The 20805-nt window shown below is 44.4% G+C and carries 20 protein-coding genes; 12 read left to right on the top strand and 8 right to left on the bottom strand.

All coding sequences use genetic code 11. The features are described 5' to 3' along the window. Positions 1–65: 65 nt before the first annotated feature. A complete protein-coding gene (locus FXV75_RS02710) occupies positions 66–782 on the bottom strand; it encodes a GntR family transcriptional regulator (RefSeq protein ID WP_148831070.1) in 717 nt (238 codons plus the stop codon). A gap of 287 nt (positions 783–1069) precedes the next feature. On the opposite strand from FXV75_RS02710, the gene FXV75_RS02705 reads away from it, so the two are divergent. From FXV75_RS02705 to tnpB, 5 genes are all read left to right on the top strand, one after another. Next, complete coding sequence (locus tag FXV75_RS02705; RefSeq protein ID WP_148831069.1) at positions 1070–1972, top strand: aldo/keto reductase family oxidoreductase; 903 nt, start codon at positions 1070–1072, stop codon at positions 1970–1972. Between the two features lie 39 nt (positions 1973–2011). Further along, positions 2012–2566, top strand: coding sequence for a TRAP transporter small permease (locus tag FXV75_RS02700; protein ID WP_148831068.1), 555 nt, complete (start codon positions 2012–2014; stop codon positions 2564–2566). 101 nt (positions 2567–2667) lie between these two features. Then, positions 2668–3960, top strand: coding sequence for a TRAP transporter large permease (locus tag FXV75_RS02695; RefSeq protein WP_148831067.1), 1293 nt, complete (start codon positions 2668–2670; stop codon positions 3958–3960). Between the two features lie 36 nt (positions 3961–3996). Further along, positions 3997–5067: a TRAP transporter substrate-binding protein DctP gene (dctP, locus tag FXV75_RS02690; RefSeq protein WP_148831066.1), complete on the top strand. Its 1071-nt coding sequence runs from the start codon at positions 3997–3999 to the stop codon at positions 5065–5067. 165 nt (positions 5068–5232) lie between these two features. Further along, entirely contained in the window at positions 5233–5433 is a 201-nt protein-coding gene (gene tnpB, locus FXV75_RS02685; protein ID WP_148831065.1) for an IS66 family insertion sequence element accessory protein TnpB, read from the top strand. Between the two features lie 952 nt (positions 5434–6385). Here the strand turns inward: tnpB and catA are convergent. The 5 genes from catA to FXV75_RS02660 all read right to left on the bottom strand — a co-directional run bounded on the left by catA (position 6386) and on the right by FXV75_RS02660 (position 11155). Then, entirely contained in the window at positions 6386–7315 is a 930-nt protein-coding gene (gene catA / locus FXV75_RS02680) for a catechol 1,2-dioxygenase (RefSeq protein WP_148831064.1), read from the bottom strand. Between the two features lie 71 nt (positions 7316–7386). Continuing rightward, a complete protein-coding gene (gene catC / locus FXV75_RS02675) occupies positions 7387–7665 on the bottom strand; it encodes a muconolactone Delta-isomerase (protein WP_148831063.1) in 279 nt (92 codons plus the stop codon). A gap of 36 nt (positions 7666–7701) precedes the next feature. Continuing rightward, the gene (locus FXV75_RS02670) at positions 7702–8820 is read right to left on the bottom strand and encodes a muconate/chloromuconate family cycloisomerase (RefSeq protein WP_148831062.1); all 1119 of its coding nucleotides are present in this window, start codon (positions 8818–8820) and stop codon (positions 7702–7704) included. Positions 8821–8997: 177 nt separating this feature from the next. Beyond that, positions 8998–10053, bottom strand: a complete 1056-nt coding sequence (locus FXV75_RS02665) for an aromatic ring-hydroxylating dioxygenase subunit alpha (protein ID WP_148831061.1) — start codon at positions 10051–10053, stop codon at positions 8998–9000. Between the two features lie 142 nt (positions 10054–10195). Further along, complete coding sequence (locus FXV75_RS02660) at positions 10196–11155, bottom strand: PDR/VanB family oxidoreductase (RefSeq protein WP_187424838.1); 960 nt, start codon at positions 11153–11155, stop codon at positions 10196–10198. Positions 11156–11422: 267 nt separating this feature from the next. Here FXV75_RS02660 and FXV75_RS02655 point away from each other — a divergent pair, with 267 nt between their 5' ends. Beyond that, positions 11423–13183, top strand: a complete 1761-nt coding sequence (locus tag FXV75_RS02655; protein WP_148831059.1) for a sigma-54-dependent Fis family transcriptional regulator — start codon at positions 11423–11425, stop codon at positions 13181–13183. 18 nt (positions 13184–13201) lie between these two features. After that, the gene (locus tag FXV75_RS02650) at positions 13202–14104 is read left to right on the top strand and encodes a LysR family transcriptional regulator (protein ID WP_148831058.1); all 903 of its coding nucleotides are present in this window, start codon (positions 13202–13204) and stop codon (positions 14102–14104) included. 18 nt (positions 14105–14122) lie between these two features. Here FXV75_RS02650 and FXV75_RS02645 read toward each other — a convergent pair whose 3' ends face one another. Then, positions 14123–14923 (bottom strand): IclR family transcriptional regulator C-terminal domain-containing protein, encoded by an 801-nt coding sequence (locus FXV75_RS02645; RefSeq protein WP_148831057.1) that lies wholly within the window; start codon positions 14921–14923, stop codon positions 14123–14125. 186 nt (positions 14924–15109) lie between these two features. Here FXV75_RS02645 and FXV75_RS02640 point away from each other — a divergent pair, with 186 nt between their 5' ends. The 5 genes from FXV75_RS02640 (at position 15110) to FXV75_RS02620 (ending at position 19939) form a co-directional block, all read left to right on the top strand. Further along, positions 15110–15925, top strand: coding sequence for a CoA transferase subunit A (locus FXV75_RS02640; RefSeq protein WP_148831056.1), 816 nt, complete (start codon positions 15110–15112; stop codon positions 15923–15925). A 1-nt stretch (position 15926) separates the two neighbouring features. Continuing rightward, on the top strand, positions 15927–16760 hold the full coding sequence (locus FXV75_RS02635) for a CoA-transferase subunit beta (RefSeq protein WP_148831055.1): 834 nt from the start codon (positions 15927–15929) through the stop codon (positions 16758–16760). Next, a complete protein-coding gene (pcaF, locus tag FXV75_RS02630; protein ID WP_148831054.1) occupies positions 16757–17968 on the top strand; it encodes a 3-oxoadipyl-CoA thiolase in 1212 nt (403 codons plus the stop codon). Before FXV75_RS02635 ends, pcaF begins: the two co-directional genes overlap by 4 nt. After that, positions 17968–18738: an alpha/beta fold hydrolase gene (locus FXV75_RS02625; protein WP_148831053.1), complete on the top strand. Its 771-nt coding sequence runs from the start codon at positions 17968–17970 to the stop codon at positions 18736–18738. The genes pcaF and FXV75_RS02625 overlap by 1 nt, the downstream gene beginning before the upstream one ends. Positions 18739–18976: 238 nt before the next feature. After that, the gene (locus FXV75_RS02620) at positions 18977–19939 is read left to right on the top strand and encodes an AraC family transcriptional regulator (protein WP_148831052.1); all 963 of its coding nucleotides are present in this window, start codon (positions 18977–18979) and stop codon (positions 19937–19939) included. Here the strand turns inward: FXV75_RS02620 and FXV75_RS02615 are convergent. Further along, entirely contained in the window at positions 19925–20746 is an 822-nt protein-coding gene (locus FXV75_RS02615) for an IclR family transcriptional regulator (protein WP_148831051.1), read from the bottom strand. The two genes, FXV75_RS02620 and FXV75_RS02615, sit on opposite strands and share 15 nt — an antisense overlap. Positions 20747–20805: the final 59 nt, after the last annotated feature.

The following is a 20805-nucleotide window of genomic DNA, read 5'->3' as shown; positions in this document are numbered from 1 at the left end:
CCTCTTATTATTATGTTTTTATTGTAAACTCTGCTTATTATCTTGGTTAATGCCATCGAGCTTGGTTAATGCCATCGAGCAAAATAACGGCATTTAGCGGGATCAAACCAAGTAAAAGAGAACTCCTCGATAACCCCTTCATTCGACCAACTTCGACGATGCACCTTAGGCAGCATGGCGTTAGGAGCCAGCAAAAGCGGCGTGGTAACCCAATCCGGCGCCGTCGAGCAGTCGATTTCGTCTTCCACTCGGCTAATCCAAAAAGAAAAGCTGTCGCGATAATGCAGGTAAAGGGATTCGTGTAGGTCTTTCGGTTTTAACTGGGGCGCATGGCGATGATTGAACCAAATTTGCTCCATTGCGACCAATTCTCGATTCAAATAACGCGCTCGCTTCACGCACCACAGCTTGCCATCGGCAGGAAGGTTAAGCTGACGCAGTACAAAGGCATCATCGTCAAGGGTGACAGACAAGGTATCCGCCGTTGGCACGCCGCCTCCAGATAACATTTCCAAATGAAAAAACTGGTAAATCGCCTGCCCACCAGGGGCGCGCTTAATGTAGTTGCCTGACCCTTGTCGGCGCTCTAAAAGATCGTCTTCTTCGAGTTTCTTAAGCGCTTTTCGCAAGGTGCCAATCGCCACGCCCAAGGTCGCAGCAAGCTCGGATTCAATAGGTAAGCGATCACCTGGTAACCAATGCCCGGCGGCAATTTCTCGATTGAGCAGCTCACTCACTTGAATGTATAGAGGAAGCTGTTTTGTTTTGCTTTTCTTTTCCACTTTTCTACCTATTCACTTGTTCCGCTCGACCATAACTTAGCCGCTTATGGACGTAAGTGACTGCGTTTAAATACTGCGTTGCCAATGCGATAAAGGCGCCAATCATTTTTTTAACACAATTCATTCACTATTGATTTACACGGCCAGAATACACTGTTAGGGTAATTATACAAGCTCATCAAAAGTCACTTGGATCATTCAATCTGTGGCAAAGAGCCTATAACAAAAATACAATTTTCTGAGCGACAATAAAATGTAATAACGCTCAACAGTCGGAGAGACAAAACATGCGAACGGTAACAATGGGGCAGTCTGATATACAACTAAGTCGTCTAATTTATGGTGTTTGGCGTTTATCCGAGGCCAAAGACACGTCCGCAAAACACGTTCGCGAAAAAGTCGATTTGTGCCTTGAGCAGGGCATTACCACGTTTGATCATGCGGATATTTACGGTGATTACGAATGTGAAAAGCTCTTTGGTAAGGTGTTATCCCAAGACCCTGCACTGCGCGCAAAAATGCAATTGATCTCAAAATGTGACATCGCTTTGCTGTCTGAAAAATTCCCCGATCGTCGCGTAAAATTCTATGACACCAGTGCAGGCTATTTAAACGCCAGCGTGGATCAAAGTTTACAGAACCTATCAACCGATCATTTGGACGTGCTGCTGATTCACCGTCCAGATCCGCTAATGAACGCCGCCGAAACCGGTGCCGCCTTGGATGCCCTTATCGACAGCGGAAAAGTCCGTACTGTCGGGGTGTCTAACTTTGGTGTCTGGGATTGGCGTCTATTGCAAGCCAACATGCGCCATCCATTGGCAGCAAACCAAGTTGAAATCAGTTTATTGCAACGCGACGTCTTTACCGATGGCACCCTCAGCGCCATGCAGCTTGATAAGCTGACGCCGATGGCTTGGTCGCCTTTAGCCGGTGGTGATTTATTCGCCGATTCCCCGCAAACACGCCGTTTAGCGCCCCTGTTCGCTCACCTCGCTGAGCAACAAGGCGCTTCAGCCGATCATGTTGCACTCGCCTGGTTACTGGCGCACCCAGCCAACATTATGCCGATTGTAGGCACCAATAACGTCTCGCGCATTAAAGCGCTGTCCGCTGTTGAAAACATTCAGATCGACCGTGAAACTTGGTTTGAACTCTGGACCGCGGCGGCAGGTCACGAAGTGCCATAATACGAATTCCAATAAATTGTACTGTTGAGGGTGAAGTGTATGGCGATTCTAAAACGGCTCGTCGCTTGGCTGGCGTGTATTAACGAACTACTCAATCGAGTAGGACGCAACATTGCCTGGGTCTTAGTGACCTTGATGATCAGTGTTATTTTATTGCAAGTGTTTTGTCGTTATGTATTGGGCAATGCTTTGCCTTGGCCGGAAGAAGTCGCCAGAGCATTAATGATTTGGATGATGGCCGTGGTGGCGGGTGAAGCGTATCGTCGCGGCTCCTTCGTCGCCATTGATATGCTGCTTTACGCTTTGCCAACCAAAGCATCCAGCCTATTAAAACTGACATTACTCTTGCTCGCCGGCGCTGTATTGCTGAAATTATCACTCATGGGCGTAGAATTTTTTGAGCGGGGCTTTCGTTCACGAGCCGCTTCGATTCACATTTCTCGTGCTTGGATTTATTTGGCCATGCCGGTGTGCTTTTTTACGATGTTATTGGCGAATATTGAGCTGTGTTTACGTGAAATTGGCTGTTTATTAGGCGATAAAAATACGTTTGAGCTTCGCTATAACGTACGCGTCGACGCCGCCGCTGACTGAGGTGGCGCGCTGAGTAAATCACGACTATAAAATTCAACGGCACCGAACTGCTCAGACTAAAAACTAAAAACTAAAAAACAATAATAAAAGAGAAGCGTACTATGTTAGCTCTGTTTTTGCCTTTATTCCTTATCCTGTTGTTGATTGGTATGCCGGTGTTTTTTGCGATGCTGGCCGCCCCTGGGCTAATGCTGTATGCCACTGGCATGGAGCGCGACGTGTCTTTGTTGTTTCGCAATATCTACAACGGTATTGATTCTTTTCCCCTAATGGCCATTCCCTTTTTTATGCTCGCGGGTGAATTAATGAACCGTGGCGGCATTACCATGAACCTGGTGCAATTTTCTCAGTCATTTATTGGGCATGTGCGTGGTGGTCTCGCGCACGTGAATGTGATGTCGAGCATGCTCTTCGCGGGCTTGTCAGGCTCGGCGGTCGCTGATACCTCCGCCATCGGCTCGATGATGATTCCCGCCATGGAAAAAAACGGCTACAGTCGAAAATTTGCCGCCGCCATTACCGCGGCGTCGTCGGTCATTGGGCCCATCATTCCGCCTTCGGGTATCATGATCATCTATGCGTACACGATGGAAGTCTCTGTTGCCGCCCTATTTGCCGCCGGCATAGTACCGGGAATTTTGATCGGTGGTGGATTAATGGCCATGGTCGCTTTAATGGCTAAAAAATACGACTTCCCCGTTGCCGGACCCAAATCTACGTGGAAAGAACGAGGCACAGCAACACGCCATGCGATCTTCCCTTTGTTAGCGCCGGTGATCATTTTGGGCGGTATCATTGGTGGGATCTTCACACCGACAGAAGCTTCTGCCGTCGCCACCGCTTACGCTCTGATCATCAGTGTGTGGGTGATGAAAACGGTCAAACTGCGAGACCTTCCCGATATCTTTATTAAAGGCGCCCAAGCGTCGGCGGTTGTGCTGCTTTTAGTGGGTTCTGCCATTGCCTTTAAAACCGTGGTGAGCCTATCTCACAGCGCGGAAATGCTGGCTGAATGGGTATTGTCTATCAGCGAAAACCCTCTCATGTTGTTGTTTTTAATCAACTTATTGTTGTTTTTAGTCGGGATGTTTTTAGACGCTGGCCCTGCCATTATTATTCTTGGCCCCATTTTAGGGCCCATCTTTGTCAACTTGGGCATAGACCCAGTTCATTTCGCCATCATCATGAGCGTTAACCTCACCGTCGGCTTGGCCACACCGCCCATGGGGCTGGTACTGTTCGTCGCTTCCAGCGTCTCGGGTGAACGCATCGAAACCATTTCAAAAGCCATTCTGCCTTTCTTGGCCGTTGAGGTTGTGGTTATCTTTTTGATTACTTTTTTCCCATCGTTATCCATGACCATACCGAGGCTACTCGGCCTGGTCACCGGGTAGTGAATCGCAATGCAAACCCTAAATGAGGACTTTAAAATGCTCACGAAAACAAAAATAACGAGTGTCGTTGCAGCAACATTAATAGGCGCAGGCGTCATGATGAGCGGCATCGCGCAAGCCGCCGATTTTAATTTTCGCGCGGTGGCGAACTCCAACGAAAACGACGAAGATTACGACGGCCTAGTAGTGTTTAAAGACTTTGTCGAATCCCATTCAAACGGTCGTATCGGCATTGATATTTTCATGGGAACCCAACTTTGTGGGAACGGTGTCGAATGTTTAGAAGGTCTTGAGTACGGTTCACTGGATATTTACATTTCAACGTCTGGCGGCGCGTCGGCCATGTATCCTTACGTTCAAGTGCTTGATCTACCTTATGTATTACGTGATGACCGCATCGCTGAAGAAGTGCTCTCTGGCGACTTCACCCGTGCGCTACGCAAACAGATCCTGGCCGATTCCGATAATACCGTACGCCTGATGACGATTGGTAACACGGGTGGGTGGCGCAACTTTGCTAATACCAAACGAACAGTAAAAACACCAGAGGATTTGAAAGGCTTAAAAATTCGCACCGTCGTTTCTGACCTTCCTCAAGAACTGGTCCGTTCATTGGGCGCCAGCCCTACTCCGATCCCATGGGGCGATCTGTTTACGTCTTTCCAAACGGGTGTTGTAGAAGGCTCTAAAAATGGCATCACTGACATTATGGGCATGAAATTTACCGATGCAGGGCTTAAGCATGTCACCCTAGACGGCCATGCGTATATGTCGGCGCTTTGGTATATGAACAACGATTCCTTCATGGACATGCCAGAAGACCTTCGCCGTGTCGTCGTTGATGGCTTCTCAGCACTGCAACAAGCCACGTTTGCATCACCTAAACGCAAGTCTATTGCCGCTTACAAGGCGTTTAATGAAGCTGGCGGTGAGCTGTATGTCCCGACTCCAGAACAAAAAGCACAATTTGCAAAAGCAGCCCAACCGGTGTACGGCTGGTTCAAAGACAACATCGAAGACGGCGACAAATGGTTTACTCTCTTAGACACCGAAGCGAAAAAAGCGGAGCAAAGAGTCCAAGCTGAATACAACATGGACCTAAATTAGCCCTTTTTATCACTTGTAGAGAGGCGAGCCATTCGCCTTTCTACTTTCTACGTTTTTACATCTTTTGTTTATGACCTTTTGTTTTTGACCCGTTGTTTTTAAACTCTTGTCCGCTTAACTTTTTCATTTGTCTTTTTTGCTTTTCTTCTTTGCACTGTTAAGAATATGAATCAGTTATTGGTAAGCGTCAAAATCAAGTGCGTGATGCGGGAAGACAATGGCTTCGTGCTCTACTACAAAGGCCTTGCTGAGGAAAAGTTTAAGTGGCCCAAAGCCTCAGACGAGTTGGTGTCACTCACCGGCGAACAGATTAATTGGCTGTTGGATGGCTACGATCTTGGCGTAATGAAAGGCCATCGAAAGTAAAATAGGCAAATGCTGCTTGAGGAGCCTTAGTTAAAACACAGTATTAACTGCGAAAAAAGTAACGGGGACGTTATTAGATATAAAAGAAAGGAAGCTGTCGTCTAAGTCTTTGAATTAATTAGATAAATGGTGCACCCGAGAGGATTTGAACCTCCGACCTCACCCTCCGGAGGGAACTGCACATGAATACCTTATGCGTCTTTAATGTACTTTATTTCAATTAAATCAGCAACTTGTATCATTCTAAAGATTTTACATAGTAGTGTATTAAAGTACATTCATAGTGATTTTTTGGTCACAAATTGATAATGATACAAATGCAAAAATGCACAATTAATAACCAACACTGAGACAGCTTCGAACAAGTCTGAATTAAGTTCATGCTCTGTTGCGAGTGTGGTAGTCAAACTGAGAAGTCCTGATTAATAGTGTGATCAGGAATTGCCTCTATAGTTATAAAGCAGCAAATAAACGAATTGAGGTAATCTAAATGGAGCACATTCCATCGCAGGATCACTCATGTTGTATAAATTCTGCATAAAGTGAATGCATAGCGTGGTAGCGGGAGGATGGGGACGCCGGCCATTGCCAGCCTTGAGGTAAAACGGTTAAATTTAAGCTTCGAGTTGATGCCATGAAGTCCGCTCATTCTACCAAGGAAAAGCTCTTTTCGGGTTTTACGGCATTTTCTGGTGAATTTGATTAAGCGAAGGAAAGAGGGTTCATCGTCTATAGGAATAGTAGTCTGATTAAGTCGCAAGATTTTCTCATGTAACCGACTGAGTCGCATATCCCCTAAGGAAACTGCAACTAATGTATTACTTATAAAAGCGTCTTAAATAAGAAATACAGAAGATTTTTATAAAAAAAACAGCAGGATAGCCTGCTGTTTTCAGTGTTTAATTAAAATAACATCATGGGGTTAAAATTATCTACATCCCAAAAAATAAATTTAAACTAATGAGACGCGTGCTCTGCTATGCATTTCTTCAGCTGATGAGCTATTAGATTCCAATAAAGTGATATTGAATTCCACATCTAAATATTCACCATCAAATTCATGCTTTTCAATCATTTTTGGGTCATTTGATGGTTTAGCCTCTACAACTAACTCATCGCGAGTTGCGAAAGCGAAATCATCATATGTAAAAGGGTCACCAGCTAAATTAATTTGTGTCGTTAAATGCTTGAAACCTGGCTTGGATACAAAATAGTGTATATGAGCTGGTCGATTACCATGACGGCCTAATAAATTCAGCACTTTCATTGAAGAGCCATCTGGTGGGCAGCCATAACCACTTGGAACAATACTACGAGCATAGTAATAGCCATTTTCATCAGTTAAAACTTTACGACGTAAATTTAGTTCGCTTTGAGTTGTGTCAAAGAAAGAATAGCCTCCTTTGCTATCAGCATGCCAAATATCAACAAGAGCTCCTGCAATAGGCTTACCATCTTCCGCGACAACCTGGCCATGAAGCCACATGCCCTGACCTGGGGTACTACCATCATCCATTCGTGTTTCTGTTTGAGATAATGGTGCACCCTCAACGTATAAAGGTCCTTCGATTGTTCGTGGCGTTCCTCCAAGTAGGCCTACCGCTGCATCTTTAGCATCCTCACGAATATCTAAGAAATGGTCAAATCCAAGGCCTGGAGCCAGTAATACTGCTTCCTTGTTCGTGCCTAGTTCATTTAAATAGTTTGCAGCATGCCAGAATTCATCTGGAGTGATATCAAGGTCATCAATAATTTTATATATATCAGACATGAGTCGATACATTATTTCCTTAACTCGAGGACTCCCTTGGTCGTTATCCAACCCAGCGACTTTTTTCAATAGATTTTGTACTGCTTCTGTTTGAATTGTTTTAACAGTCATTTTAATTTCTCCGTTTTTTAGTGCTATATCAACACTTTAATGAAATTTATTTTTATTTTAAAAATTTAGAGCTACTTTACAGACGATGGATGCTGACATAAAGCCGTCACATTCATTGTCATAAATGGGTACAAAGGCAAACCAGTAAGAACCTCATGCAAATGAGCATTATCTTTCACTTCAAAAATACTCACATTAGAGTACTGCCCAACAACACGCCATAAATGCACCCACACTCCAGAGTTTTGCAATTCTTGTGAATATTTTTTTTCCTTCAATTTGATAGCATCGGCTTCTGCCGCCGAAAGGTCATCAGGAATATCCACCGTCATTTCAACTTTAAAAAGCATGTTCATTTCCTCATAATTGTTTGCGTTGGTGCTGTGTTATTTGCGTCGATAAAGCGCAAGCTTCTCTTCGTCAATTTCAATCCCTAAACCGGGCAAATCAGGAACATCTACACCATTTTTGTGGTAGCGAAGCGGTTGTTTGATTATGTCATCTTGTAAAAGAAGAGGACCAAACATCTCACTACCCCAATGCAATTTCGGTAACGTAGACCAAGCGTGAATCGAGACCGCTGTTCCAATAGAGCCTTCTAATAAAGTACCGCCGTAAAGTTCCAGCCCCGAAGCGGATGAAACCGTTGCGGCATAGAGAGCCTCAATAGGGCCGCCTGATTTCGCAATTTTTAGAGCGATCGAGCCGTTAAAACCTCGATGAGCTAATTGATACACATCTGACGCATCAGCTACCCCTTCATCAGCCAAAATTGGGATGTTAAATTTTTGCGACAGGCGCGCTAAAGCATCCCAATCTTTCGCAGGGGTGGGCTGCTCAACTAAATCAACACCCGCCTCTTGAAGTGCTGCCATACCTTTTGTGGCGGTGGACTCATCCCACGCTTGATTCACGTCGACTCGAACACTTGCGCTATTGCCTAAGGCCGCTTTGATAGCTGCCACATGAGCCACATCATCATTGACATGTCGAGAGCCGATTTTAAGTTTGAAATCACAGTGGCGACCGCTTGCCATCAGGTCTTTGGCTTCTGCAATGTCTTTGTCTGTGTCGCCTGACGCCAACACCCATAAACAAGGGATATGTTGGTGAATTGCGCCGCCTAATAAAGTAGAAACAGGAACGTTTAAGTGTTTGCCCTGTAAATCCAACAGTGCGGTTTGTAGCGCGGATTTGGCAATCATATTGCCACGTACAGACATATTTATACGCTGGATAAGCGATTTAATACTGTGTAGAGGCTGATCAATCAGCAAAGGAGTGAGATACGTATCGATGTTCGTTTTGACACTTTCTGGGCTTTCTGGGCCATACGCCAAACCGCCAATCGTAGTCCCCTCCCCTAAGCCTTCTCGGCCCTGATCATCCTTAATTCGGACAATCACCATGGTTTGAACAGCCATAGACGTCATGGATAATTTATGAGGTCGAATGGTAGGAATATCCACAAGCATTGTTTCAATGTGGGCAATTTTAGATGTCATGCTAAGTGTGTCCGTTTATTGTTTTTACTTACCATAGCCCCCGGTAAAATCCTTCACAAATATCAATTTGGTTGCACGTGATACCTTTAAAGTATGGGAACCGTGAAGCGTCCGAATAGGCGCCCATCGCTCCTCGACGTCACCTTTTATCGAAGAGCGATAGGTAGTCATTTAGTTCTAAAGGTTCTCTTGTTCAGCCTTTACCATCTCTTTTAACAAACGCCGCACCTTAACGGGCGCTGCGTCGCTGGTAAGCAGCACAGGGTTAAGGCTGAATAGATCTGATGTACCCATCTCTTTATGAACTGCATCTAATACTGGACCATCTTCTGCGACAAATGCTTCATGCATCGCTTTGATCTTCATTGCGTTGTATTCAGCGTCGTCCTCAATATGATTACGACGAGTGGCAAAGAAGTAATGGGTATAATTTTGAGAGCCAGGGGTACTAGTATGAAGGTCATACTGACCGACAGTATGATCTAGATCTAAAGCGCCTTTATCTTGATTTGCACCAACAGACAATTGGATATTGGCCGGTGGTGTCCATGTGATATCAAAGAAATGATCAGCTTCATCATCGGGCTTAGATAGATACTGATTAAAAATCAGCATAGCGGGCTTCTGCACCCACTCCCATCGCGCTGATAGACTTCGCTCACCTTCTTTAATCTGAGGCACTTTGGGCGACAACTGTCCTCGGGTGGTAATAATATCGCCGTGCAAATGATCAATGTGACTCAAATCCATAACGTTATCAGTAATCAATTCGTAATGGCATTCACGAGGCATATAGGTGTAGCCTACGGAATTAGGATGTCCTTCCACTAACGGACTAAAATCAGGTAATAGAGCCGGATCAGCCGTTTTTTCACCCATCCAAATCCAGATAAAGCCATACTTTTCAATGATCGGATAAGAACGCACTTGCGCTGCTACGGGTATGCGATTATTTCCATGAGGGTTGTGGTTACATTTGCCCTCACAATTGAATTTCAACCCATGGTAAGCACAAATTATGTTGTCCCCCTCTCTTCGTCCCATACTAAGCGGTACAAAACGGTGCGGACAACGATCTTGCATCGCAACCGCTGCACCATCTTCGGTACGGTAAATCAGCACTGAAGTATCTAATAATGTACGACTAAATAACTCTTCCGTACCCACTTCAGTAGACAAGGCTGCAACGTACCACACATTCGTTAGGTAAGGACTTTTATTCATTGAAGTCATAAGTTCTCTCTCTTTTATTGTTGTTTTACAGACGTATTTCATTTCAAGAATAACTGACTGGCGAGCCAGCTTAGGCGGCTAAGATACGTTAGCCATTGGACAATTAGGTCCAAATTCTGATTATCCTAATGGTTGGCTTTTACTAAATATCCAACACTAAGGTTTGACTGTGTGAGCGCGAGCAACAGGGCGTAAACTGGTGATTTCGTTTTTTTTCTGCTTCGGACTGAAACATGTCTCGGTGGTCGGGGGTCCCTTCCAAAACTGGAATCATGCAAGATCCGCAAATGCCTTGTTCACAAGACATGGCAACATCAATACCGTGGTCAAGTAATGTTTGCGCAACAGTTTGATCTACTCCAACTTCGATCACTTTGTCACTTCTCTGAAGGCGAATTTCAAACTCGCTCTCTTGACTGGGCGTCTCACTTTTCTTCATATTGAAACGTTCGAAATGAATGCGATCAGCATGCCATCGCTGCTTAACCGCAACATCATTGATCCAGTTGATAAAACCCGATGGGCCACAGCAATATAGATGCGTGGTCATCTCAGCATCAAAGATAAGCGCTTCTGCATCGATTTTCTGATTTGCGTCATTAAAATAGAAACTTACTCGGTCCGCCCAAGGCTTAACCAAAAGAGTCTTTAAAAATGCTGCTTTCGACTCTGAGCGGCAGGCGTAGTGAAGCTCAAAACTCTTACCAGACTGATAAAGAGATTCGGCCATCGCAAAGATAGGTGTGATGCCAATTCCTCCAGCAAAAAGTAGGGCGTGTTCAGAGTCAACCAAAGGAAAATAATTGCAAGGTACTGAAATTAATAACTCATCACCTTGTCTTAGTTCCCTATGGATATAAGCGGAGCCGCCACGACTATTGGGATCCAGTAAAATACCCAACTTATATACCCCTACTTCGTCTGGGGCATTGGTCAAAGAGTATTTTCTAGTGATGCCATTAGGAAGCTTAACGTCAATGTGGGCCCCAGCTTCGACTGGGGGCAGTGTCTCTCCCTGAATCGCTTTCAGTTCAAGACCCAAAATATCTTCTGCTAAAAGATATTTTTTATGTACAGCAACTTGTAACCAAGAATCAGCCATACGAGTACTCCTTTCTATTTTTATTTTTATCGTTTTGGATGCCATACGGTGCGTTTGAGACTGACACTCATATAAAAAGATTAGAGCGAAAGATGTGCCAGTTTTACAAAATAAAGAATAACTATCTGTTTTATATAGGATTTATAAATATTTACTGTAACTGTAGAAATGTGACGGGGAATATTTTGTTACTCAAATGGAGAGATTTTTATCTATCTATAACGTGTTTTTTCTGCTATTGCTGAAAAAGTAACTGTGGAGATAATTATGAATAAAAATAATAAAACCTTGCATAACATAAATGAGACGATCGACGACGATGTACTGGCACAGTACTTAAGATTCACACCGGACAGCGGCCATATCCATCTATTCGATCAACGGATGCTACTCATGCACTGTTTTTCGATGACGTCATTAAGACAAGAGTTAATTGAGCGCTTGGGTCTCGACAAAACTCGTGAACTATTCACTCGAATCGGTTACCAGCAAGGTGTTGAAGATGGTCGTTGCTTGCGACAATATGAAGGAGGAAACTTAAAACACACCATGGCATTAGGGCCAAGGTTGCGTGAAATAGAAGGCTTCATACACAACCAAGCAGTTAACCGAATGGCATTCAATATGGACACTGGGGAATTTCACGGGGATTACTATTGGCAATCTTCATGGGAAGGTGAAGCTCACCATAAACATTTTGGCATCGGAGGTCAGCCAGCTTGTTGGATGATGACAGGATATGCAAATGGCTTTACGACGACTATGATGGGACGACCTATTATCTGGCGTGAAGTTGAATGTATTGCCATGGGACATCCACATTGTCGCGTCATTGGTCAGCCACTTGAGGAGTTTGAAGATACCGAGCTCGATCTCTCCTTTATGAAACTAGAAAGTTTCGTATCAGCGCCGGGCAAAACTATTCCCTCTAGCGATACACCCTTTACAGGTCAGCCTGAGACAACGGAACCCATGCCGGAGCTAATAGGTGTTTCAGCGCCATTTAATGCCGCAATTCATTTACTTAAACGGGTTGGCTCAACCGATGCGACTGTATTACTAAACGGCGAGAGTGGCGTTGGTAAAGAACGCTTTGCCAAGACCTTACATGCTATTGGTAAACGCGCTGACACCCCCTTTATATCTATTAACTGTGCCGCAATCCCTCACGACCTAGTTGAAGCGGAACTATTTGGTGTAGAAAAGGGCGCATACACTGGCGCTACTGTTTCTAGACATGGCCGCTTTGAAAGGGCTAATGGCGGGACTTTGTTCTTAGATGAAATTGCCAGCCTGCCACTGTCTGCTCAAGGGAAGCTCTTGCGGGTGTTACAAGAAGGAGAAGTTGAGCGTTTAGGAGGAAGCGAGGTCATCAACATTGATGTTCGTATTGTCGCAGCTGCCAACCGAGACCTCCGCGAGGAAGTGCGCGAAGGAAGATTCCGTGAAGATTTATTCTTTAGACTAAATGTCTTTCCGATTAACATTCCCGCTTTACGCGAACGACGCGAAGATATTCCTTTATTGATGAATGTATTTGTGAAGCGCTATTCCTCTCGCTTCAACAAGAAAATAAACGGTATCACTCAAGCTGCTCATGCAGCACTCTGGGCTTACGGCTGGCCAGGGAATGTTCGGGAGCTGGAGAACATCGTCGAACGCGGTGTAATCATGGCCGACAACGGAGATAATTTAGACGTTTATCACTTGTTTTCTGGCGGCGAGCAAATTGATGATGTTCTTTTTAGGCTTGGTCAAGATGGTCATCTACATAAGACCCTCCCTACTAAAGACTTTGACGATAGAACTACAGAACAAATGATTGAAAGCCTAATTGAATCAAAAGGTTCACTTGAAGCCTTAGAAAATATGGTATTAAAATATGCCTTAGAACGCAGCAAAGGAAATATTTCGGCAGCAGCACGTATGCTAAAAATGCGACGTGGACAATTTGAATACCGCCTAAAAAACATGCAGAAATTGCAACACCAACTACCGAAAAATTCATCTGGCCCCAAAAAACACTAATTAAAAGAAGACCATAAAATGGAGTTTCGACATTTACGCTATTTCTGTGCGGTGGCAGAAGAGAAAAACCTAACTCGTGCTGCCGAAAAGCTATTTATTGCTCAACCGCCACTAACAAGGCAGATAAAGCAGTTGGAAGAAGATGTGGGAGCGCAACTGTTCGATCGTCACTCTAGAGGGTTAACGTTAACACCCGCGGGAAAATACTTTTGGGAGCAAGCAAAGCAGATGTTGGCCAAAGCCGACATGGTCGTTGAAAACACTTGTCGCATCGCAGAAGAACAAAAGGCTGTGTTCAGCATTGGGTTTGTGCCGTCCGTATTTTACGGCCAGTTACCTACTCTGGTTAGGGATTTACGCCAACAAACCAACGCGAATATTTTGCTGCATGATTTAAAAACAGGTGAGCAAATCGAGGCGTTAAAAACAGGTAAAATTGATATTGGTTTTGGTCGTTTAACAATCCCAGACGAACAAGTGGAACAAACTACCTTGTTTCAAGAGCCCTTATTAGTCGCATTACATGTTGGTCATCCTCTGCTTAAAAAAGGCGAGCCAACTTTGGAAGAATTAGCGAAGATGCCAATGATCTTATATCCGGCAGGTCAGGCCGCCACTCCTACCTTCGCTGATATTTGTACTTCATTATTTACCAGCCGAGGACTTACCACAAAGGTGACTCAACAGGTCAATGACCTACAAACAGCGTTAGGATTAGTGGCTTCGGAGATGGGGTTTACTCTGGTGTCCGAGCAAGTAAGGCATTTTGGACGAGATGATGTGGTGTTTATTCCTTTGAAGGATAAGTCCATAACGTGTCCAGTTATTTTTAGTCGTAGAAAAGAACCTATGGATTCAATTACGGCACTAGCGGTCAAGATCCTCAAAAAACTTATTAATAATCATCCAAACGGTTTATAACGATTCACGCGCACAATGCTATTTGGTATGCAAACGAATTTGTTCTGCTACTTCTCTCAGTACTGGCAAATATTCTTCCACCAAAGTTTGGTGACTTACTCGCGATGCATTGGTACTGAGATTAATGGCCCCGAGCAAAGATCCATCAAAAGCAAAAGCGAGAACAGCCAACGAACGTAGACCAAGATCTAGCTCCTGATCAACTATGCAAAAATTCTGTTCAGCGACTTGTTTAAGCATCAGCTCAAAAGCAGGTTTATCGACAATACTATGCGGTGTGAACGCCTCAAGAGAAACATCTTTGAGCCATTCTTTTTGTTCTTCTGATGGTAACTTAGCAACTAGCATACGACCCATTGAAGTATAAGCAGCAGGCAATCGTGTTCCAGCACTTAAAGCTATCGACATCAAGCGGTGGGCTGCTGGCGAACGAACCACATACATGATGTCTTGTTGATCAAGCACGGCAAGAGACGAAGATTCCCCCAGCTGTGCGGTGATGTCATGCAGATAATGCTCAACCACATTGAGATGATCATTACTGGCATTATAAGCGTAGCTGAGCGCCAATACTTTAGGCGTTAACGTAAACTGTCGCCCTTCCCGCTTAATGTATCCAAGCGCATGCAGAGTTAACAAAAAACGTCGAGCTTTTGCTCTGTCCATTCCCGTTTGCTCAGCCACTTCCGACAGCGTCATTTCCTTATGCTGCGGATCAAATGCCATGATGACATCCAGTCCTGACGCCAATGCACCTACATAATCTCTATGATCCGGTGACAGCTTTTCCTCATTCATACCCAGTTTACTCATTGCCATTAATAACCCCGTCATTATTTATGATTCGTTACGGGCTAGCTAGAGGAAAGGGACTTTTCCTCACATTTTTTATCTAAATACAGATAAAAAAAAACAAATACAAAATTTTGACTTGACCATTAATACTAGATTGATCTATCTTGTTCGCATTGCAAACTTAAATTCGTATAACGAACAGGACACATTATGACGAAGTTTATGACACTTAAAGACGCTGTCGCTACTTATGTAAAAGATGGTGACTCCATTGCACTTGAAGGCTTCACACACCTAATCCCCTTCGCCGCAGGGCACGAAATTATTCGTCAAAAGCGACGTAACTTGTCCCTCATTCGTATGACACCAGATCTTATCTATGATCAATTAGTAGGTGCGGGTTGTGTTCGAAAATTAACTTTTTCTTGGGGTGGAAACCCTGGTGTTGGATCGCTTCATCGGGTTCGTGATGCCATAGAAAATGATTACCCTTGCGCGTTAGAAACGGTTGAACACAGTCATGCCGCTATGGCGAATGCCTATGAAGCTGGCGCAGCAGGTCTGCCATTGGCCGTTTTTCGCGGTTACGTGGGCAGTGAGTTGCCTCTCGTCAACAAAGAAATTGCATCCATAATTTGCCCTTTTACTGGCGAGCAGCTAGCGGCCATTCCAGCCATTAAACCTGATGTGGGTATTATTCATGCGCAAAAGGCTGATCGCGCTGGCAATGTACTTATCGAAGGAATTATTGGTGTTCAAAAAGAAGTTGTTCTGTCAGCAAAACGCAGCATTGTCACAGTAGAAGAAATTGTCGATAACTTGGAAGTCACACCAAACGCTTGCGTCTTACCAGCATGGACAATTGACGCTATTGCAGTTACACCGGAAGGAGCGAAACCTTCCTATACGCTTGGCTATTACGACCGAGACAACAACTATTACAAACAATGGGACAACATCAGTCGCGACAGAGACAGCTTCAACCAATGGTTAGAATCCCATGTGTTTGGCCAAGGAGATGTTTAATATGACAACACATAATGATACGACTCAATATACTTCTGCTGAAATGATGACCATCACAGCAGCACGCGCCTTGACGAATAATATGACCTGCTTTGTGGGGATTGGTTTACCTAGCGAAGCCGCTAACGTAGCACGTTTGACTCATGCTCCTGATGTTACCTTGATTTACGAATCCGGCACTTTGCAAACCAAACCGGATGTGTTGCCTTTGTCCATTGGCGATGGTGAACTGTGTGAGTCTGCTCTCACCACCGTATCCGTGCCAGAAATGTTCCGTTATTGGCTACAAGGTGGCCACATCGATGTTGGCTTTTTAGGCACAGCACAGATCGACCGTTTTGCTAATCTGAATACCACGGTTATTGCAGCCAATCACCCTGAAGACGGCAAAAACGGCGCTCACAGTTATGCAAATCCAAGAGTCCGTTTACCCGGTGGTGGCGGTGCGCCGGAAATTTCTACCAATGCCAAAGAAGTCTTTATTACGGTTAAGCACTCAAAACGTACCTTTGTAAAAGATGTGGATTTCATCACTACAATTGGTTTTGGCCGTGATGGCAAGGGCAGAGATAATTTACCAAATATCGGTCGTGGCCCAAGCGTAGTGATTACGGATTTATGTATTTTAAAACCTGACCCAACGACCAAAGAGCTGATTGTCACCAGCTTGCATCCTGGCACAACAACAGAAGACGTCATTGAAGCAACTGGCTGGGAAATTAAATTTGCCGACTCTCTTGAAACCACTCCAGTACCAAGCGAAAAAGAGCTGCACGTCTTACGCGAATTAAAAGCACGAACTGAAAAAGCACACAGTGCGCAGGAGGCAATATGAGCTCTGTTTACATCTGTCACCCTAAACGCTCAGCCGTTGGCCGTTATGCAGGCTCCCTTGCGGCCGTTCGCCCAGACGACATGTTAGCTCAAGTCATTCAAGCGGTGCTAAGTGATGCACCAGATCTTGATCCTGCGGCCATTGACGATGCTATTTTTGGTTGTGCCAATCAATCAGGTGAAGACAATCGTAACGTGGCGCGCATGGCTACGCTGCTGTCTGGCATGCCTTATAGCGTGTCTGCCACAACGATGAACCGTTTATGCGGATCAGGTATGGATGCTATCGGTACCGCATTTCGAGCCATTCAAGCCGGTGAAGCTGAATTGGTATTAGCTGGCGGCGTTGAGTCCATGTCTCGTGCTCCATTCGTTATGGGCAAACCAAGCGCAGCGTTTGATAGACAGCAAACATTAGAAGACACTACCATGGGCTGGCGTTTTATTAATCCAGTCTTAAAGTCATTGTATGGCACGGAATCCATGCCAGAAACGGCGGAAAACATTGCTGAGCGCTATAAAATAACGCGTCAACAACAAGATTTATTCGCTTTGCGTTCTCAACAAAAAGCCAAAGCGGCACAAGAAGAAGGCCGCTTCGCCGAAGAAATAACCCCGATTACGATCAAGCCAAAACGTGGTAATCCAATTATCGTCGATCAAGACGAACATATACGTCCTGATACCACCTTGGAAGATTTAGCAAAACTAAGAGCGCCGTTTAGAGACAATGGCTCAGTAACGGCAGGCAATGCATCCGGTATAAACGACGGTGCTGCTGCAATGTTGATTGCCAGTAAAGCAGCAGTCGAGAAACACAAGCTAGAACCTTTAGCGAAAATTATTGGTATGGCAACGGCTGGCGTGGAGCCGACAGTGATGGGCATGGGACCTGTTCCCGCAGTGCAAAAATTGCTAAAACGTACCGGTCTTACTCTCGCCGACATGGATGTGATCGAATTAAATGAAGCCTTTGCGGTACAAGGGCTAGCCTGTATACAAGAATTGGGCCTTTCACCAGAAGATGGGCGCATTAACCCAAATGGTGGCGCGATTGCTCTTGGGCATCCATTAGGCATGTCTGGTGCTCGTCTATTACAATCCGCCGCTATGCAGTTAAAACGCACAGGCGGACGCTATGCTATTTGCACCATGTGTATTGGCGTCGGACAAGGCATTGCCATGCTAATCGAACGGAGCGATATTTAATGAAGAACCTATTTTTTACACTGGAAGGCGATAGCAGCAAACCTGCTATCGTTCTGGGCCATCCTTTGGGAATGAACAGCCAAGTTTGGGATGGAATTGTCCCAGAGTTATTGGAAAAATTTCGTGTTATCCGCTGGGATCTTCCAGGACATGGACTAAGTGCTGCCCTTGATCCAAATTCTTCACCATTAACAGCGAATGCTTTGGTTGATCCATTAATTGAAAAATGCGATGAGCTTGGTATCAAGCAATTTCACTATATGGGCACTTCAATCGGTGGTGTCATCGGCCAACAATTGCTTATTCAGCACTCTGACCGTTTATTGAGTGCAACCTTAACCAACACAGGCGCAAAAATTGGCACCAAAGACGCATGGCTAACGCGTCAACAAGACGTGATGAGTTTAGGCTTAGAAACGATGGCGGCGACATTAGTGATGCGTTGGTTTAGTGAGCACAGCATCCACTTCCACACTACCTTGGCAAGCCACTGGCAAATGCAACTCGCTAAAGTCGATGACCACAGTTACGGCGCCCTTTGTGCTTGGTTGGGCAATATCGATTTGTCCGCTTCATTAACTACGAGCGCGGTTCCTGTTCAGCTTATTTGCGGAGAGAAAGACGTAGCGACCACACCTGAATTGATGCAGAGCCTTGCCTCGTTACTACAAATCAATACTGTCGCGGTACTTCCCAATGTAGGACATGTCCCATCGGTAGAGGCACCAGAACAACTCGTGCCTTTATTAAAAACTTTTTTAAACCCGTAACGTTTTAAACCCGTACCCTTTGAAATACGTCGCTTTTTAAAAGCACGACATACTGCCCGCTTAGCGATGTATATTCACACCCTAAGCGGGTCAGCGTGTATTCACTCATCATCACGATAGGCCTGATTGGAGAGCATAAGCACCATCAGAATAGACGAATAATTAATCATTGTTAGTCGCTATAGATTCACCTAATATAAAAAAACTAATAATAATTACAAAAAAATGGTTAACAATTATGTTTTTTAACGCCCTAAGTAATGCTGTTGTTTTTAACCAAGCTCACCCGCTTGAAGTATCCGATTATATAAATAGTCATATTGGGCATCATACTTTGCTGTCCGAATCGGTTAAAAACAGAAAATCTCTGCCCTCTCAGCTTAAACATCGAAATTTTGCTGAGTTGGGGTTATCTTCTATTCGCTATGGCAATGAGGTGAAAATTCACTGCGCGGACTTAAATGATATCTATCATTTTCAAGTCGTCACGCAGGGACAATGTTGCTGGCAATTTGAAGAAGAATCTTTGCTACTAAAGCCTGGCCAAGCCTTGATGATGAATCCACATGAAAATATGGATATTTCGTATTCGGCTGATTGTGAGAAAGTGATTGTGAAGGTGCCCCAGGCGTTCATTAATAATTTATGTCTAGAGCAAAACAAGGTCATTCCAAACTCTGGTGTTCTATTCGAACGAAAGGTGATTGAATTAAGCAAGTCACTTGGTTTTTTGAGTCTTATGGACGCTATTTTACACGAAGCAAATGACTCAGAAATCGATTGTCTGCAACTGCAACCCCCTTACCGAAACCTTCTGATTCGCAAGCTCTTTCAGCAGTTCGATAACAACACGCAGAACTCACAAGACCCAGAATTGAACGACCGTTGTTTCACCACACTACTGCACCATATTGAAAGCAATATCAAACAAGATATCAGTATTGAAGAGTTGGCTAACGTGGCTCATATTAGCGTGAGAAAAGTCTATAACATATTCGCCAAACATTACCACATCACACCCAAAGCCTTTATCAAACAATCCAAACTCAAGCATTTAAGAAATGAGATTGTGCTAAAAAATGACATACGTAACGTAACTGAGATCGCTTTGGATTATGGTTTTCTGCATCTTGGACGTTTCTCGTCTGACTACAAAAAAATGTTTTCAGAATTGCCATCGGAAACATTAAAGCGCCGATGAGGGGCTTCGGCTGCCACAGATAACGTCGGTTACCTGATTGGCGTATTTTTTAACCAGACTAGGATACCAGCTGTCTTTTTTAGTGCTGCAATCGTTAGCCATGCCCATTAAGGTCACCACAGAAGATACATTGCCATTTATATCGTAAATAGCGCTGCCGATCACGTTGATATCTGGTAAGAAATCGCCAGAAAACGCACACAGGTTGTCTGCTTTTATCAGCTCTAAATGCGCATTAAACGCCTCTTGATTCATCGATTTTCCTTGGTATCGAGGGGCAGCTGGCAAATTTTCAAAAAAGTCGCTGACCAGTATTTTACGTCTCGCCAACGGTAAATTGGCTAAAAAAATACGCCCTGATACCGAAAAGAACGGCGACAATTCAGAACCCAGCCTGACATTAACGGCAATAGGCTGGCTAGCATCAAGCCATTTAATCACCAGCGGAGCACGCCCATTCCATATAGTCACAGACACCGTTTTATCGGTTTCCTGCGACAAACTGTCCACCGCATCAAGCGCTTGTCTGATGGGATCTATTTTTTTAATCGCGGCAATGCCTAAAGTTAAACTGGCCTTCCCTAACGCATATTGGCTGCCATTGATTTGAGTGATGTATTCCATTCTTAACAAGCTTACCAAGTATTTATGCAAACGGCTTGGAGAATGTGATAACTGTTCAGACAGTATTTTTAGCGTAGGTGGTTTGGGAGACTGTGTAATCAGGTTTAAAATTCGCAGTCCAATTTCTAAAGAACCAATGCCTTGACGGGCGTTGTCTTGCTTCATTTTTTCTATGTCAGACATCCTATTTGACCCTATTCGCAATCATCAAAATAACACCACAAAAAATCAGCCACAAATAT

The organism is Marinomonas sp. IMCC 4694, from assembly GCF_008122525.1.
Taxonomy (GTDB): Bacteria; Pseudomonadota; Gammaproteobacteria; order Pseudomonadales; family Marinomonadaceae; genus Marinomonas.
This window is presented reverse-complemented; position numbering and strand designations above follow the sequence as displayed.